This window comes from Bacillus sp. ABP14 (genome assembly GCF_001831375.1).
GTDB classification, from domain to species: domain Bacteria; phylum Bacillota; class Bacilli; order Bacillales; family Bacillaceae_G; genus Bacillus_A; species Bacillus_A paranthracis.
This window is the reverse complement of sequence record NZ_CP017016.1, coordinates 3,637,597-3,656,082: the sequence shown is the minus strand read 5'-3', so window position 1 is coordinate 3,656,082 and position 18,486 is coordinate 3,637,597. Positions and strand designations below refer to the sequence as shown.

Annotated in this window: 14 protein-coding genes; all 14 read left to right on the top strand. The window is 36.6% G+C overall.

All coding sequences use genetic code 11. From position 1 onward, the window contains the following. The first annotated feature begins 80 nt into the window (after window positions 1–80). The 14 genes from panE (at window position 81) to ftsA (ending at window position 18,477) form a co-directional block, all read left to right on the top strand. A complete protein-coding gene (gene panE, locus BGI23_RS18785; protein ID WP_070806762.1) occupies window positions 81–971 on the top strand; it encodes a 2-dehydropantoate 2-reductase in 891 nt (296 codons plus the stop codon). 79 nt (window positions 972–1,050) lie between these two features. After that, window positions 1,051–2,667, top strand: coding sequence for a bacillithiol biosynthesis cysteine-adding enzyme BshC (gene bshC, locus BGI23_RS18780; RefSeq protein ID WP_000403051.1), 1,617 nt, complete (start codon window positions 1,051–1,053; stop codon window positions 2,665–2,667). 368 nt (window positions 2,668–3,035) lie between these two features. Further along, a complete protein-coding gene (rsmH, locus tag BGI23_RS18775) occupies window positions 3,036–3,968 on the top strand; it encodes a 16S rRNA (cytosine(1402)-N(4))-methyltransferase RsmH (RefSeq protein WP_000481789.1) in 933 nt (310 codons plus the stop codon). 15 nt (window positions 3,969–3,983) lie between these two features. Further along, window positions 3,984–4,346, top strand: coding sequence for a cell division protein FtsL (gene ftsL / locus BGI23_RS18770; protein ID WP_000067081.1), 363 nt, complete (start codon window positions 3,984–3,986; stop codon window positions 4,344–4,346). Between the two features lie 21 nt (window positions 4,347–4,367). Continuing rightward, entirely contained in the window at window positions 4,368–6,518 is a 2,151-nt protein-coding gene (locus BGI23_RS18765) for a penicillin-binding protein (RefSeq protein ID WP_083322780.1), read from the top strand. 81 nt (window positions 6,519–6,599) lie between these two features. After that, on the top strand, window positions 6,600–8,516 hold the full coding sequence (locus BGI23_RS18760; RefSeq protein WP_001266224.1) for a stage V sporulation protein D: 1,917 nt from the start codon (window positions 6,600–6,602) through the stop codon (window positions 8,514–8,516). A gap of 208 nt (window positions 8,517–8,724) precedes the next feature. Further along, the gene (gene murE, locus BGI23_RS18755) at window positions 8,725–10,200 is read left to right on the top strand and encodes a UDP-N-acetylmuramoyl-L-alanyl-D-glutamate--2,6-diaminopimelate ligase (RefSeq protein WP_000766300.1); all 1,476 of its coding nucleotides are present in this window, start codon (window positions 8,725–8,727) and stop codon (window positions 10,198–10,200) included. A 22-nt stretch (window positions 10,201–10,222) separates the two neighbouring features. Continuing rightward, the gene (gene mraY / locus BGI23_RS18750) at window positions 10,223–11,197 is read left to right on the top strand and encodes a phospho-N-acetylmuramoyl-pentapeptide-transferase (RefSeq protein ID WP_000893058.1); all 975 of its coding nucleotides are present in this window, start codon (window positions 10,223–10,225) and stop codon (window positions 11,195–11,197) included. Continuing rightward, complete coding sequence (murD, locus tag BGI23_RS18745; RefSeq protein ID WP_000860122.1) at window positions 11,198–12,550, top strand: UDP-N-acetylmuramoyl-L-alanine--D-glutamate ligase; 1,353 nt, start codon at window positions 11,198–11,200, stop codon at window positions 12,548–12,550. A gap of 90 nt (window positions 12,551–12,640) precedes the next feature. Continuing rightward, the gene (spoVE, locus tag BGI23_RS18740) at window positions 12,641–13,732 is read left to right on the top strand and encodes a stage V sporulation protein E (RefSeq protein ID WP_044791554.1); all 1,092 of its coding nucleotides are present in this window, start codon (window positions 12,641–12,643) and stop codon (window positions 13,730–13,732) included. Window positions 13,733–13,837: 105 nt separating this feature from the next. Beyond that, window positions 13,838–14,932 (top strand): undecaprenyldiphospho-muramoylpentapeptide beta-N-acetylglucosaminyltransferase, encoded by a 1,095-nt coding sequence (gene murG / locus BGI23_RS18735; RefSeq protein WP_001265415.1) that lies wholly within the window; start codon window positions 13,838–13,840, stop codon window positions 14,930–14,932. A 61-nt stretch (window positions 14,933–14,993) separates the two neighbouring features. Next, complete coding sequence (gene murB, locus BGI23_RS18730; protein ID WP_000437033.1) at window positions 14,994–15,899, top strand: UDP-N-acetylmuramate dehydrogenase; 906 nt, start codon at window positions 14,994–14,996, stop codon at window positions 15,897–15,899. 98 nt (window positions 15,900–15,997) lie between these two features. Next, entirely contained in the window at window positions 15,998–16,768 is a 771-nt protein-coding gene (gene divIB / locus BGI23_RS18725) for a cell division protein DivIB (RefSeq protein ID WP_000798232.1), read from the top strand. 401 nt (window positions 16,769–17,169) lie between these two features. Next, window positions 17,170–18,477, top strand: coding sequence for a cell division protein FtsA (gene ftsA, locus BGI23_RS18720; protein ID WP_001087553.1), 1,308 nt, complete (start codon window positions 17,170–17,172; stop codon window positions 18,475–18,477). Window positions 18,478–18,486: the final 9 nt, after the last annotated feature.

Below are 18,486 nucleotides of genomic sequence, written 5' to 3'. Positions count from 1 at the left end.
TCCGTATGAATCGGAGGTTCGCGGAATAAAAGAGGAGGGGAAAAAGGGACTTATGTATCGTGTTCAAATGAGTTCCTTGTGTGAAAATGAAAATTGGAGTTGTGGGACCGGGAGCTATCGGTCTATTGTATACATTTTATTTACAAAAAAGTAATCAAGATGTTACGTTGTTTACAAGGACAGCTAAGCAGGCTGACGAATTAAATATAACGGGTGTAACTTGTATTAGGGAGGGGAAACGTGAAACGGTATTCCCGCCAGTATTACCAATAGAAAGTATGCTAGACCAGCAGCTAGATTATATATTTATTGCTGTTAAGCAATATCATATAACTGACATACTACCTTTTGTGCGAGGGAAATCCTCAGTAGTCTTTTTGCAAAACGGAATGTCACACCTTCATGCTATGCAGAAAATAGAGAATGAAAATATTGCAGTTGGAATTGTAGAGCATGGTGCGAAAAAAGAAGAAAGACATATCGTTTATCATACAGGGATAGGTGTAACGAAGTTTGGAATCGTGCGCGGTCGGTCTATACATTTTGAAAAAATATTTAATTGCTTTCCTTTTCCGTATTTTCCAATTCGAATAGAAGATAATTGGAAGGATGTTATGCACAAAAAATTAGTAGTGAATGTATGTATCAATCCATTGACGGCATTATTACAGGTCAAGAACGGAGAATTGATCACGAACCCGTTTTTTTATCAGATGATGGAGCAAGTATTCCAGGAAGTCGTTTTTCTCGTTAAAGAAGAAAAAGAAATGGTATGGGAAATGGTACGTCATGTATGTGAAAGAACATCTCATAATACATCATCTATGCTGGCAGATGTAAGGGCGAATAGACAAACAGAGATTGGTGCGATTGTTGGATATGTATTAGAAGAAGCTAAGAAACAGCAACGATCCGTTCCGACACTTCAATTTTTGTTCGATGCAATAAAAGGGTTAGAAGTAAAAGTATAAGTGTAATTCTTTGCTTTTATGTGAAACATTGACTACAATGTGGATTGGTGAGAGAACAGGATACGAAAGGAAGAATTATATGGAGATAAAAGAAATCTCTGTTCCGCAACAAGGTGTTGTAGCGGACTATATGAACGGTAAAAAAGAGATACAGTCGTGTTTTGATTATATGTTAACAGAAGATGCTTTTAAACAGCGTGTACAAGATTTGCGTGAGAGGGAGTTTTTCCGCCAAGATTTAGTAGCGCATTTATTAGAATATAATACAAAATTACAAGCGGGAGAAGCTACAATTCAAAATGTAAAAGCGCTTGAAGATGAAGATACATATGTTGTTATAGCTGGACAACAAGCTGGGTTATTAACTGGGCCACTTTATACGATTCATAAAATTATTTCAGTTTTACAGCTTGCGAAGGAAAAGGAAGAAAGTTTAGGCGTTAAAGTTGTTCCTGTTTTCTGGATTGCTGGTGAAGACCATGATATGGATGAAATTAATCATACTTTTGTAACGAAGAATAAAAAAATAAAAAAGACCATTTTTCATGATCGTAATCCGAAAAAGGCGAGTGCTTCAGAGTCTGAGCTTTCTTTGGAAGACTGTAGAAAGTGGATTGAAGAAATTTTTAAAACATACCCTGAAACGAATTTTACAAAGGATGTACTGCGATTTATTGATGATTCTTTACGGAAATCGAATACGTATGTAGATTTCTTTGGTCACCTTATTATGAAAATGTTCATAAATTCTGGTTTAATTCTTGTCGATTCGCATCATCCTGAATTAAGAAAATTAGAAGTGCCGTTTTTTAAACAAATTGTAAGTAAGTATAAAGAAGTGCAAGAGGGGCTTCATAACCAACAGGAAGTAATTAAAGAATTAGGATATAAGCCAATTATTGAAACAAAGTCTAATGCAGTACATATATTCATGGAAATTGATAATGAGCGAGTGTTGCTTGAAGACAATCAAGGGAAGTTTGTTGGGAAGGATGGGACGTATTCCTTTTCATATGAAGAATTGATTGAAGAGATGGAAAGAAGCCCAGAGCGCTTTAGTAATAATGTTGTAACGCGCCCTCTTATGCAAGAGTATGTATTTCCTACGTTGGCGTTTATTGGAGGTCCAGGGGAATTAGCTTACTGGAGTGAATTACAACAAGTCTTCCATACTATCGGTTTCCGAATGCCGCCTGTCGTTCCTCGTATTACAATTACTTATATTGAGAGGGATATAGCGACAGATTTACATGATTTACAATTGCAAGAGAGTGATCCGTTTTTAAATAACGTGGATAAGTTGCGTGAGAACTGGTTATCTAATCAAATAGAGGAACCGATAGATGAACGATTTGTAGAGGCGAAAAAAGAAATAATGAATATTCATACGTCATTACAACAGTTTGTGAAGGAAATAGATCCTGGATTAAGTGCATTTGCAGGGAAAAATGAGTTCAAAATTAATGAACAAATTGAACTGTTGGAAAGAATGTTGAAAAGAAATGTTGAGAAAAAACATGAAGTGGAACTAAATAAATTCCGTCGTATACAATTTGCAATCCGTCCATTGGGAGCGCCACAAGAGCGTGTGTGGAATGTATGTTACTATTTAAATCAGTTCGGTTTAGATTTCGTTGATCGTGTAATGGAAAAACCGTTTTCTTGGAATGGAAAACATCACGTTATAAAACTGTAGAATCTTGCTCTTAGGAGCAGGATTTTATTTTTATTCCGTTGAATTTACTGTGAAGTGAAATTTTTCTGAATTATTAATTTTAATAAAGCTAATATCGTAATTATGCAGGATACTTAAATATATGACAAAATAGCACAAAATGTAAACGTATTATTATCTTTTTCGACAGTTTTTTATTTAAATTCCCGCAAAAGATGATAAAATTTAGTATATAATAAAAGAAAATGGCGATTTGTATAGTATGCTGCCTTTGTAGGCAAGTTAAATGAGTCGTTCTTTCATAGTATTTCGTTCTCTAGTCGTGAAATATGCGTTTAGAGGAGGAGATACATTCAACATAATTAATTGGAAAAAGAGTAGGTGCAACAATGTTTAATCACGTAACAGTGCTTTTGAAGGAAACAGTAGATGGCTTAGATATAAAGCCAGGTGGTACATATGTAGATTGTACACTGGGGGGAGGAGGACATAGTTCTTATTTATTATCCCAATTAACTGAAGGCGGAAGATTAATCGCGTTTGATCAAGATGAGATAGCAATTCAAAATGCGAAAGAAAAATTCTCTTCATACGGTGAGCAGTTCATAACAGTAAAGAGTAATTTCCGTTACCTATCTGAAAAACTACAGGAATTAGGTATAACAGAAGTAGACGGTATTTTATTTGATTTAGGTGTTTCATCCCCGCAATTAGATACACCAGAGCGTGGCTTTAGTTACCATCATGATGCACCGTTAGATATGCGAATGGATCAAGATGCCCCATTAACAGCCTATGATGTTGTAAATAGTTGGTCATATGAACAACTTGTAAGAATTTTCTTCCAGTATGGCGAAGAGAAATTTTCAAAACAAATAGCAAGGAAAATTGAAGCGTATCGTGAGAATAAAGCTATTGAAACGACAGGGGAATTAGTAGAACTAATTAAAGAGGGTATTCCAGCTCCTGCTCGTAGAACGGGTGGACATCCTGCGAAGCGAGTGTTCCAAGCGATCCGTATTGCGGTAAATGATGAATTGAAAGTATTTGAAGAAGCGTTGGAATCTGCAATTGAGATGGTCAAGCCAGGCGGAAGAGTTAGCGTTATAACATTCCATTCTTTAGAAGACCGTATTTGTAAAACGACGTTTAAGCGAAATAGTACAACGCCACAATTGCCACCAGGATTACCAATTATTCCTGATGAATTTAAGCCAAAATTAAAGCTTATTACAAGAAAACCGATTTTACCTTCTGATATAGAGTTAGAAGAAAATAATCGAGCGCGTTCTGCGAAATTGAGAATCGCTGAAAAACGATAAAAAGGGGAGAGAGGTATGAGTAACTTAGCTGTAAAGTACAAGCAACAAGCGCAAGAAGAGGTTCAGATTCAAACGCCCCCACAGCAGATGGTTCAGCCAAAAGCTAAAGCGAAGATTACAAGAATCGAAAAACTGTTGTATGTAGCGTTTATTGGCTTTTTATTGTATGCCTGTGTAGCGTTTATTGGAAATAAAGCAGGCCTTTATCAAGTTAATGTAGAAGCTGCGACAATAGAACAAAAAATTGTACAGCAGCAAAAAGAAAATCAAGAATTACAGGCTGAAGTAGAGAAGTTAAGTCGTTATGAACGAATCGCTGAAGTTGCAAAAAAACACGGGCTAGAAATTAATGCGAATAATGTGAAAGGCCTCAAATAAGGCAATAGGTGTGAAGGGAAAATGAAGAGAAATATGACTAAATTTCATACCAATAAGGGAGCAGGGTATTTTATGATTTTATTCCTCCTGCTCTTTTTGCTGTTATTAGCCCGATTTTTTTACATACAAGCGACAGGAACAGTGCATAATCAGGATTTGGATAAACTCGCTCAGCAAAAACATAGTAAAACAGGAGTTCTCGAAGCAAATCGCGGGACGATTTATGATCAAAACGGTCATGTGTTAGCGCAAGATGCAAACTCTTATAAACTTGTAGCGGAACTAAAAGGTGCGAAGCCGGTTGAGAATAAAGAGGATACCGCCAAGAAAATTGCGGGTGTACTCGGAAAAGATGAAAAGAAGATTTTAGATACGTTAAATAAAGAAGGTAGAAGTCAGGTAGAGTTTGGGAATTTAGGTAGGGGCTTGACGAAAGAACAGAAGGAACAAATCGAAGCATTGAAGTTGCCGGGCATATCTTTTATTACAGAAAATGCAAGAGTGTATCCAAATGGTGATTTCGCATCTTATGTTGTAGGTCATGCGAGACCTGATGATAAAGGAATTGCTATAGGACGATTTGGTTTAGAAAAGAGTTTGGATAAGTATTTAGGTGCTGCTAATGGAAAAGTAGCTTATACAGGTGACCGTAAAGGAGTATCTCTTGACGGTGGAAAAGTGAATGTAAAGGCACCTAAAAATGGTGATAATGTTTATTTAACGCTTGACCAACGTATTCAAAGTTATTTAGAAGACGCGATGAAAGAAGCGAGTAAACATTATGAACCGGAAAGCTTAATAGGAATTGTTGCGGATCCAAAAACAGGGGAAATATTAGCGATGTCTAGTAAACCTAGTTATGATCCGAACCAGGAAAATAATGAGTATTATTATAATGATGCAATTGCAAATGCATTTGAACCTGGATCAACAATGAAAATTTTCACGCTAGCAGCAGCTATAAATGAAGGTGTGTATAAGGGACAAGATTATTATCAGTCTGGTACATATCAAGTCGGGAACCGCAAAATAAAAGATCATAATGGCGGCGCTGGATGGGGATCTATCACATTTGATGAAGGGGTAGAGCGCTCTTCCAACGTAGCGTTTGCTATTTTAGGTGATCAAAAACTTGGTCCAGACCGTTTCAGAAAGTATATTCATGCTTTCGGATTAGATGAAAAAACGAATATTGATTTACCTGATGAAGGTTCAAATACCATTTTATTCGATCAGCAAATACAGCAAGTAACGACAGCTTTTGGACAAGGCTCCACTGTAACACCAATTCAGCTTGTACAAGCTGCAACGGCTATTGCGAACGATGGGAAAATGATGAAACCTTATACAATTGATAAAATTGTAGATCCAATAACAGGCGAAGTAAAATTAGAACATAAGCCAGAAGAAGTGGGCAAACCTGTTACAAAAGAGACAGCAGCGCAAGTAAGACAGTTATTAGAACGCGTTGTTACATCGCCGAAAGGAACAGGAACTGCTTATAAAGTCGATGGATATTCAGTTGGTGGTAAAACAGGAACAGCGCAAATTCCGGATGGAAAAGGTGGCTATATGACAGGAAGAGAGAATTACATATTCTCGTTCTTAGGTATGGCACCTATGGATGACCCACAACTTGTTGTATATGTAGCAGTAAAAAAACCGAAGTTGAAAGATGATGAGAGTGGCGCACAACCTTTAGCTGATATTTTTAAATATGTAACGAAGAATAGTTTAGAGTATTTAAAGATTAAACCTAATGAAGTGAAAGATCCGAAGAAATATGTGAAAGAGCAGCAAACTGCTGTTCCAGATGTAACCGGAAAAACGATGGAAGAAGCGAAAAAAGCTATTGATAAAGCAAAACTTCGTCCAATCGTATTAGGTGAAGGGAAAGTGCAGCAACAAGTACCGAAAGCGACTGAACAAACATTGAAGGGTGATCGAGTGTTCTTAGTGGGAGATCAACCTTCAATGCCGAATATACAAGGCTGGGCACTTCGTGATGTTATGAATTTAGCAAAAACATTAAAGCTTAACTTAAAACCTACTGGTACCGGATACGTAACTGAACAAAGTGTGCCAGAAGGAACATTGTTGCAACCTGGTACAGAGTTAGGTGTAACACTTGTGCCGCCACTTGAACCACAACAAGAAGCAGAAAAGCCGTAATGGTAAAAGAGAAGAAGTTCTAATTAAATAAGTACAAGCATATATTGGAACAAGCTAGGCGTAAGGGAGGCTTGTTCCAATATGCGTGTATCAAATGTAACAGTTAGAAAACGACTTATTTTTATACTCATATCAGGTATACTTATTTTCACTATCATCGATATTCGTCTTGGATATGTGCAATTTTTTCTTGGGAATATGTTAACGGATCGTGCGAAAGATTCATGGAGTCGTAATATTACTTTTGAACCTGAACGTGGAAAAATTTTAGACCGAAATGGTGTGGAACTTGCCACGAATAAAAGTGCTCCAACTGTCTTTGTTGTACCGAGGCAAATTGAAAAACCAGCAGAGACTGCAGAGAAGTTAGCTGCAGTATTAGGTGTGGAAAAAGATGAGATTTATAAGAGGATTACAAAAAAAGAATCAATTGTAAGGTTAGATAAAGGCGGAAGGAAAATATCACATGATAAGGCGAAAGAGGTAAGAGGATTAAGTTTGAAAGGTGTTTATATCGCAGAGGACTCTATCCGGTACTATCCATTTGGCAACTTTTTATCACACGTATTAGGGTTTGCAGGTAGTGATAACCAAGGTCTTATGGGACTAGAAAAGTATTATGATAAAGAGCTGAATGGTGATGAAGGTCATGTGCGTTTTTTTGCAGATGCAAAAGGGCAAAGGATGCCTAATGTTGGTGATGATTTCAAAAAACCAGAAGCTGGTTTGAATTTAGGTTTAACAATTGATGCACGTATTAATAGAATTATGGAAAGAGAAATGAATATTGCAGAGTCGACATATAATCCAGATGGTATGATTGCGATTGCGATGAATCCGAAAAATGGTGAAATTTTAGGTATGTCGAGTCGGCCGAGTTTTGATCCGGCAGATTTTCAAAGTGTTTCTCCAGAAGTGTACAATAGAAATTTACCAGTATGGAGTACGTATGAACCTGGTTCAACATTTAAAATCATTACGTTAGCCGCAGCTTTGAATGAAAATTTAGTAGACTTAGAGAAAGATACGTTTTATGATGATGGAGCAGCTGAAGTTGGTGGAGCAAGATTGAAATGCTGGAAAGCAGGAGGCCACGGTAGCCAAACGTTTTTAGAAGTAGTTCAAAACTCTTGTAACCCAGGATTTATCGAACTGGGTGATCGTCTTGGTAAAGACCGATTGTTTAAATACATTCGTAATTTCGGCTTTGGACAGAAGACAGGAATCGATCTGCAAGGTGAAGGTAGTGGGATTTTATTTAATTTAGATAAAGTCGGTCCAGTCGAGCAAGCAACAACTTCATTCGGTCAAGGTGTTTCTGTTACGCCAATCCAACAAGTAGCGGCGGTAGCAGCGGCTGTAAATGGTGGAACTTTGTATCAACCGTATATAGCTAAAGAATTTATTGATCCGAAAAAAAATCAAGTTGTAAGTAAAAAAACACCTGTAGCAAAAAGGAAAGTTATTTCCAAGGAAACTTCAGAAAAAGTTCGGTATGCATTAGAGAATGTTGTAGCAAAAGGATCTGGTAAAGGTGCTTTCATTGATGGGTATCGTGTAGGTGGAAAAACAGGTACAGCTCAAAAAGTGAAAGATGGTAAATATTTAGAGAATAATTATATTGTATCTTTTATCGGTTTTGCTCCAGCAGATGATCCGGAAATTGTTGTTTATGTTGCTGTTGATAATCCGAAAGGTGTAACGCAATTTGGTGGAGTAGTAGCAGCTCCAATTGTTGGGAATATTCTGCGGGATGCACTTCCTGTTATGGGAGTGAAACCGAGAAAAGAACAAGTTGAGAGAGAATATAAATGGGGCGATACACCAACTGTGGAAGTTCCGAATTTAATTGGTATGAAAAAGAAAGACTTACAGACGCAACTCGTTGATTTGAAGCTTGATATAAGCGGAGATGGAGAGAAAGTCATTAAACAGTCCCCGGAAGCAGGAGCTAAAGTGAAAGAAGGCTCAAAAATTAGAATTTACTTCGGGAATTAAAGGTAACCTAGTACGTTTTATGGTACAATTGGTGGAAGTGAGTTCTTTATAGAAGAGTTACTTAATTTGAGACCGCAAGAGTCTCGGTTATAAATAGGTCTATTTATTAGACACAGTAGCACTTACCTCCTATTTTACATAATTAGGAGGTAACGTGTTGCTTATTAATAAAAGAGATAAATACACAATGTAGAGAGGGTTTAGTGAAATGAAGTTGCATACACTTGTATCATGTTTGCATGATTTTCCAGTTGTTCCAAAAGAAAATCCAGAAATCACATCTATAGAAGCTGATTCACGTAAAGTGAAAGAAGGAAGCTTATTTGTATGTATGAAAGGATATACGGTTGATAGCCATGATTTTGCTAAGCAAGCAGCGGCACAAGGAGCGGCTGCTATTGTTGCGGAAAGACCAATTGATGTTGACGTTCCAGTTGTACTTGTGAAAAATACTTTTCGTTCGTTAGCGGTTTTAGCTGATTATTTTTATGGTCAACCAACACACAAGTTACATTTAATCGGTATTACAGGTACAAATGGAAAGACAACAACATCGCATATTATGGATGAGATTATGCGCGCACATGGTCATAAAACGGGGCTAATTGGAACGATTAATATGAAAATCGGTGATGAAACATTTGAGGTGAAAAATACAACACCAGATGCACTAACACTTCAACAGACGTTTGCAAAAATGGTTGAACACGGTGTGGATAGCACAGTAATGGAAGTTTCGTCACATGCTTTAGATCTTGGCCGTGTACACGGATGTGATTACGATGTAGCAGTGTTTACAAATTTAACACAAGATCATTTAGACTATCATAAAACGATGGAAGAATATAAACATGCAAAAGGGTTGCTATTTGCGCAACTTGGCAATAGTTATAATCATAATCGTGAAAAATACGCGGTATTGAATAACGATGATGCTGTAACAGCGGAATATATGAGAAGTACTGCAGCAACTGTTGTAACGTATGGAATTGATACAACAAGTGATGTTATGGCAAAAGATATCGTTATGACAAGTGGTGGAACTACATTTACGCTTGTAACACCGTATGAGAGTGTAAATGTTACGATGAAATTAATTGGGAAATTTAATGTATATAACGTACTAGCTGCGACAGCGGCAGGACTTGTTTCTGGTGTAAGTTTAGAAACAATCATTGATGTAATAAAGGAACTAGCTGGAGTTCCAGGACGTTTTGAAGTAGTTGATGGTGGACAAAATTATACAGTTATTGTTGATTATGCACATACACCAGATAGCTTAGAAAATGTATTAAAAACAGCAAAACAGTTTGCAAAAGGTGACGTATATTGCATCGTCGGTTGTGGCGGTGATAGAGATAGAACGAAGAGACCAATCATGGCAAGTGTTGCAACACGATATGCAACTCACGCCATTTACACTTCAGATAATCCAAGAAGTGAAGAGCCAGGAGCTATTTTAGATGATATGGTACATGGTGCAAATGGAAATAATTATGAAGTAATTATTGATAGAAAAGAAGCGATATACCATGCAATTGCTAACGCAAAAGCCGAAGATATTATCATTATTGCTGGTAAGGGTCATGAAACATATCAAATTATTGGTAAAGATGTTCATCATTTTGATGATCGTGAAATCGCTAAAGAAGCAATTACAGAGCGTTTAAACAACGAAGAGTAACAACGTGAGAGGAGGACTACATGTGCTTGAGCAAGGTTTATTAGTAACGGCTGGGGTAGCATTCTTAATTTCTGTTGCCCTTTCGCCATTGTTTATTCCATTTTTAAGAAAATTAAAGTTCGGACAGAGTATTCGTGATGAGGGACCAAAATCACATCAAAAAAAATCAGGGACACCGACAATGGGTGGTATCGTCATATACGTATCTATGATGGTAACTTCACTTATTATGGCGATTAAGTTTAATCATTTAGGTGCAGAGGTATCGTTATTACTATTAGTGACATTTGGTTACGGATTGATTGGATTTTTAGATGACTACATAAAGGTAGTTAAGAAGAGAAATCTTGGTTTAACATCAAAACAAAAATTAGTAGGTCAGCTTGTTATTGCTATTGCGTTCTTTTTAATTGGAAAAGGGCAAGCGTTCCACACATACATCATGATTCCGGGAACGGATGTTAAGTTTGAATTAGGTTGGGCGTATTTTGTACTTGTACTATTTATGCTTATTGGTGGATCAAATGCAGTTAACTTAACTGACGGTTTAGATGGTTTATTATCAGGAACAGCTGCTATTGCATTTGGAGCATTTAGTATAATTGCTGTGGCACAAGAGCAATTTGGAGTAGCGATATTCTGTATGGCAGTTGTAGGAGCTGTACTTGGATTTTTAGTATTCAATGCGAATCCAGCAAAAGTGTTTATGGGAGATACAGGTTCATTAGCTTTAGGTGGAGCCATTGCAGCTGTAGCAATTTTATTAAAACAAGAATTGCTACTTGTAATCATTGGCGGAGTATTCGTAATGGAAACTTTATCGGTTATTATTCAGGTTATTTCGTTTAAAACAACAGGAAAACGTGTCTTTAAAATGAGTCCATTACACCATCATTATGAATTATGTGGTTGGTCAGAATGGCGTGTTGTTGTGACGTTTTGGTCTGTAGGATTTTTATTAGCTGTGTTAGGAATTTATATCGGGGTGTGGATGTAATTGAAAACTGTAACTGAATTTCAAAATAAGAATATTCTTGTATTAGGCATTGCAAAAAGTGGTTATGCAGCAGCTACATTGCTACAAAAGTTAGGGGCAAATGTTATTGTAAATGACGGAAAGCCTTTAGCAGAGAATGTACTTGCTGCAGAATTACAAGCAAAAGGAATGGATGTTGTATGCGGTGGTCATCCTTTAGAATTATTAGAGAGAAATATTTCTCTTGTAGTAAAAAATCCAGGAATCCCGTATTCTAATCCAATATTAGTTGCTGCGAAAGAAAAGCAAATTCCAATTGTTACGGAAGTTGAATTAGCATATCGTATTTCAGAAGCACCATTTGTTGGGATTACGGGGTCTAACGGTAAAACGACGACGACAATGCTTACATTTGAAATGCTAAAAGAAGGACAAAAGCATCCCGTAATTGCAGGAAACATTGGAACTGTAGCGTGTGAAGTTGCACAGGATGCGAAAGAAAATGAAGTTGTAGTTACAGAACTTTCATCGTTCCAATTGATGGGAGTAGAATTGTTCCAACCTAAAATTGCTGCGTTTTTAAATTTATTTGAGGCCCACTTAGATTATCATGGGACGAAGAAAGAATATGGTTTAGCAAAAGCGAATATTTTTAAAAACCAAACAGAAAATGATTATAGTGTAATAAATGCAGATGATGCAGATGTGATGGCTTTATCTGCTTATAGTAAAGGTCAAAAAGTACTGTTCTCAACAACGAAAGAAATTGAAGATGGTGCGTGTATAAAAGATAATGCTCTTTATTTTAAAGGTGAAAAAGTTGTTGAAGTAGGCGATATCGTTTTACCTGGTCAACATAATTTAGAAAATATTTTAGCAGCGATGAGTATCGCAAAATTATTGGGTGTTTCTAATGAAGCGATTACGGCAGTTTTAAAACGTTTTACAGGTGTAAAACATCGTTTAGAATACGTAACAACTATAAACAACCGTAAGTTTTATAATGACTCAAAAGCAACGAATATGTTAGCGACAGAGAAAGCTTTATCTGCGTTTACACAACCGACTGTGTTATTAGCAGGTGGGCTGGATCGTGGAAATGAATTCGATGATTTAATTCCGTATTTCAAAAATGTTAAAGCGATTGTAACATTTGGACAAACAGCTCCAAAATTAGTAAGAGCTGCAGAAAAAGCGGGATTAGATACAATTGAAAGTGTCGATACTTTAGATGAAGCTGTAGTGAAAGCTTATGCTCATTCTACAGATGGCGATGTAATTCTTCTTTCTCCAGCATGTGCAAGCTGGGATCAATTTAAAACATTTGAAGAAAGAGGAGACATTTTTATACAAGCTGTGCATAAACTTATATAAAGTAAATCAAAACATCAGTAGGCTAACACCTACTGATGTTTTGTTACATAGGGCAAAAGTTTCTGCCTAAAGAGGTGGTGTTTATGGGTAATGAAGAAAACGCCTGATTTTATTCTCATCATCGTTACACTTGCGTTGTTAACAATCGGAATGATTATGGTTTATAGTGCGAGTGCGGTTTGGGCCTCTTATAAAATGGGGGACTCATTCTTTTTTGCAAAAAGGCAATTGCTATTCGCAGGTCTTGGTGTAGTGGCTATGTTTTTTATTATGAAAATTGATTATTGGGTGTGGCGTACGTATTCAAAAGTAATTTTGCTAGTTTGCTTCATTCTTCTTATTCTCGTTCTTATTCCTGGAGTAGGTCTTGTTCGAGGAGGAGCGCGAAGTTGGATTGGAATCGGGGCATTTTCCATTCAACCGTCCGAATTTATGAAGTTTGCGATGATTATTTTCTTAGCGAAATTTTTAGCGGAACGACAAAAATTAATTACCTCTTTTAAACGTGGTTTACTACCAGCTTTAGGTTTTGTATTTCTTGCTTTCGGAATGATTATGTTACAGCCGGACCTTGGTACAGGGACGGTAATGGTTGGGACATGTATCGTTATGATATTTATCTCAGGAGCAAGAGTCTTTCACTTTGCAATGTTTGGTTTGCTTGGTGTAGCAGGATTTGTAGGGCTAATTGCATCAGCACCGTATCGGATGAAACGTATTACATCATATTTAGACCCGTGGTCAGATCCGCTTGGAAGTGGATTTCAAATTATTCAATCGTTACTCGCAATTGGACCAGGTGGATTATTCGGGCTTGGACTTGGACAAAGTAGACAAAAGTTTCTTTATTTACCTGAACCGCAAACAGACTTTATATTTGCAATCTTATCCGAGGAATTAGGTTTTATTGGTGGTTCATTTGTGTTATTATTATTTAGTCTATTATTATGGCGTGGGATTCGTATAGCTTTAGGAGCGCCAGATTTATATGGTACGTTTTTAGCAGTAGGTATTGTGGCGATGATTGCGATTCAAGTAATGATTAATGTTGGTGTTGTAACAGGATTGATGCCTGTTACGGGTATTACTTTGCCGTTTTTAAGTTATGGTGGATCAAGTTTGACATTAATGTTAATGGCAGTAGGTGTATTATTAAATATAAGTCGCCATTCTCGCTACTAAACCCTGTTTTATAAGACAGGGTTTTTCGTATGTGTACGAAGAAACAATATGTATATAGAAATAAATACGACTGTAATAAGAAAAAGAGAAGCGGAGGAGTTAGTAGTGCGTGTATTAGTAAGTGGTGGGGGCACTGGAGGTCATATTTATCCGGCTCTTGCTTTAATAAGAGAAATAAAAAAATTAAATCCGGAAGCAAGGTTTTTATATATTGGTACGGAGAATGGATTAGAGAGCACAATCGTGCCCAAAGCAGGTATACCGTTTCAATCTATTGTTATAAGTGGATTTAAGCGTAAAATATCGTTAGATAACGTGAAAACGGTGATGCGTTTTCTAAAAGGTGTACAAGATAGTAAACGATATATTCGTCGTTTCAATCCAGATATTGTAATTGGAACAGGTGGATATGTATGTGGACCTGTTGTATATGCTGCGGCAAAATTAGGTATTCCAACTATTGTACATGAACAAAATAGTGTACCTGGTGTAACGAATAAATTTTTAAGCCGCTATGTTGATAAAGTTGCAGTTTGTTTTGAAGCGGCTGCAGAACATTTTCCGCAGTCAAAAGTGGTCATGACTGGAAACCCACGAGCGTCAGAAGTAATGGATCAAAATGGAATGAAAGGAAAACGTTCAGTAGGTTTATCTCTTCCTAAAAAATCCGTGCTTATTTTTGGTGGCAGCCGTGGGGCTAGACCAATTAACGATGCTTTCGTAGAGGCAATTGAACAGTTTGGAAATAAAAGTTACGAAATATTGTATGTAACAGGTGAAGTTCATTACGACAAAGTGATGGATGCAGTGAAGCAAAAAGGGAACCCGAATAATGTTATTATTAAACCTTTCATTCATAATATGCCAGAAGTACTTACAGGTGTAGACCTTGTTGTCTCAAGAGCTGGAGCAACAACACTTGCAGAATTAACAGCGTTAGGTAAGCCAAGTGTGTTAATTCCGAGTCCTTATGTAACAAATAACCATCAGGAAAAAAATGCACGTTCTGTTGTCGATAAAGGAGCAGCAAAAATGTTGCTTGAAAAAGATTTAACAGCTGAAACACTTATTCGTGATATTGACGAGATTTTATTAGATGCACAAACATTACAAAATATGAAGCTTGCTGCTGGGCAATTAGGTATTCCAGATGCAGCAAATAAGTTGTATGAAGTAATGAATAAGCTTGTAAAAAAATAACGTTAGGTGAACGCCCTGCATACTACTGTAATAAGGATGCTTAGTATGGGGGAGATTGTTTATGGAGCAATTAGTAAATGAGCTTATAGAAGCAAAGGTTGGTCGTGTGTTAGTGGATGAACCGTTAGCACGTTATACAACTATGAAAATAGGTGGACCAGCTGATATTTTAATTGTGCCAAAGCATGTTGCCGGTATTGAAAAAACGTTGCAGTTAGTAAAGAAATATAAAACAAAGTGGACTGTAATTGGTCGCGGTTCGAACCTTCTTGTATCTGATCTAGGGATAGAAGGTGTCGTTATTCGTTTAGGAGAAGGATTAGACCACTTAGAAGTCGAAAAACATAGAGTAAGAGTTGGTGGTGGGTATCCCCTGATTAAATTATCAACTTTACTTAGTCGTCAAGGGTTAGCTGGTCTGGAGTTTGCAAGTGGTATTCCAGGAAGTGTTGGCGGTGCAGTGTATATGAATGCAGGAGCACATAAATCGGATATATCAAACATATTCTCAAAAGCTCTTATTTTGTTTGAAGATGGAACAATTGACTGGTTAACGCATGAAGAAATGGAGTTTTCCTATCGTACATCTGTATTGCAAACGAAACGTCCTGGTATTGTTTTGGAAGCTGAGTTTCAATTGCAGATAGGAGAGCGTGAGGGAATTGTAAGTGTCATGCAAAAGAATAAAGATTACCGTCGTGAAACACAGCCATGGAATCACCCTTGTGCAGGAAGTGTGTTTCGGAATCCAATTCCATACTTTGCAGGAGATTTAATAGAGAAGGCGGGGCTTCGTGGTTATCAAATAGGTGGAGCTCAAATTTCTGAAATGCATGGAAACTTCATTATTAATACTGGTGGAGCTAGCGCGCAAGATGTATTATCTTTAATAGCATTAGTAAAACAAACAATCAAGGATAAATTTAGCGTAGAAATGCATACAGAAGTAGAAATCATTGGAAGATAACGGTTATTCGTTCCGCTCATTATCATTTATGTTATAATAAGAAGATAAGAACGGCATGAGGAACATGCCGTTCTTTATGTTACGTAGGGGGATCGTACATGAAAAATAGTAAAGTGATTAAACTACAGGATCGTGTACCAAAGTTAAAAAATCAACAGAAAAAAAACAAGAAAAATGTTAATCATCGGTTGATTTTATACATATCAATTTTATTTTTATTAGTTCTCTTTTTAATTTATTTTCGGTCTCCGCTTAGCAATATAAAAAAGATAAGCGTGTTTGGAAATCATTATATGACAGATGAACAAGTGATGAAGGAATCAGGTGTGACATATGATACAAGTTATTTCCGAGTGACAGCACATAAAGCAGAAGAAAACTTAACGAAACGAAAAGAAATTAAAGCAGTAAATGTAAAGAAGCGTTTTCCAAATAAAATTGACGTTCATATTGAAGAATATTTAACGATTGGTTATATAAACAAAGATGGGAAATTACAACCGTTATTAGAGAACGGGAAAACACTTGATGTACTCCCGAACGGAAAACTTCCTGTTGCAGCGCCAATTTTTGAACCTTTTAAAGAGGAGAAAATGAAAGAGTTAATTGCTGAGCTTGAAAAATTAACACCAACTATTTTAAGGTCTATTTCTGAAATTCGTTATTCACCGACAAATGCGAATGAAGACCACCTTACTTTATATATGAATGAAGGGTATGAAGTGAGCACTACGATTCAAAATTTCGCAAAACGTATGGAAGCTTATCCACTTATCTTAAAAACAATTGAGCCAGGTAAAAAGGTATTAATTGACTTAGAAGTAGGGGCGTATACGAAAGAATTAGGAGCAGAAGAAAAAAAAGAATAGAATGATAGTTTTCACTACGTTATTGTAGAAAAAAACGAAACGAACGTTCTGCTTGGTGCATAGGAATTTACAAGAATGGTTCATTTGATGAAAAATATGTAAAAATTCTTAGATTCATACTAGGATTGGTACAAGTTTCACTTTTCTATGAGTACATCTTAGTGTAGACTTATACTTGGCGGTAATCTTTACACTTGAAATAGAATTATTTCAAGATAAGCAGTTATTCACAGTTTACTGCAATATTCTTAAATGAATGTTAAATAAAAATAAGAAAAATATAGGGTTAAAAAAGGGAAACGTATAAAGACGTTGAATATTTTTCTTATAAATAGTAAAGTTGCGATTGTTGTTCCATATATTGAGTTGTATGGTATAAATAAAGAAGGAGGTGCCAAAGAATGAACAGCAATGAAATATATGTTAGTCTTGACATCGGTACATCCAATGTTAAAGTCATCATTGGTGAAATGGTTAATGACAGCTTAAACATTATTGGTGTTGGAAATGTAAAATCAAATGGTTTAAAGAAGGGATCGATAGTTGATATAGACGAGACTGTTCGATCAATTAAAAAAGCAATTGAACAAGCTGAGCGCATGGTGGGAATCCACATTGAGCAAGTTGTAGTAGGTGTCAATGCAAACCAGGTACAGCTACTTCCTTGTCACGGAGTAGTCGCTGTTTCAAATGAAGATCGTGAAATCGGGAATGAAGATGTCTTACGCGTTCTAGATGCAGCACAAGTTGTGTCAATTGCTCCAGAACGTGAGTTTATTGATGTGGTACCTCGACAGTTCATTGTAGACGGTCTTGACGAGATTAACGATCCGCGCGGGATGATCGGTGTAAGATTAGAAATGGAAGGTACACTTATTACAGGCTCGAGAACTTTACTACATAACCTACTTCGTTGTGTAGAAAAAGCAGGTCTTGAAATTGTTGATATTTGTCTTCAACCTTTAGCGGCTGCAACAGTTGCTATATCTTCAGATGAAAAAAATAGAGGAGTAGCCCTTGTTGATATGGGGGGAGGATCTACAACTTTATCTATTTTTAAAGATGGAGAGTTACAAGCGACAAGCGTATTACCATTAGGTGGAGACCATATAACGAAAGATATTGCGATTGGGTTGAAAACTTCAACAGAAAATGCAGATCAAATTAAGTTGAAATATGGACATGCTTTTTATGATACAGCGTCTGAAGAAGAGATGTTTACGGTTCCTATTATGGGAAGCGATCAAACAGAACAATATTCTCAGTTGGAATTATCGGATATAATAGAGGCTCGTGTAGAGGAAATTTTAATGTTTGTTCAAGATGAAGTGCGTAAGTTAGGGGTAAAGCAAGTAGCTTCTGGTTATGTACTAACTGGTGGAATTGCTTCTATGCCAGGTGTTCTTGATCTTGCATATGATATTTTACATGAAAATGTTCGTATAGCAACTCCTGATTATATTGGCGTGCGTGAGCCCCAATATACAAGTGGAGTAGGATTAATTAAACATTCTTATCAAAAAGCTAAGTTGCGTGGGAAAAATGTGCAGGAAAAACAAGAGCATTTTGAACCAGTACCAGCACCAGCTCCAACGCCGGTACAACAGCAACCTGCGAAACAAAAAACGCGTAATCAAAACAATAATAATCAAAATGATGACCGTATGATGTCAAAAGTAAAACGTGTATTCCGTTATTTATGGGATTAAAATTGGACA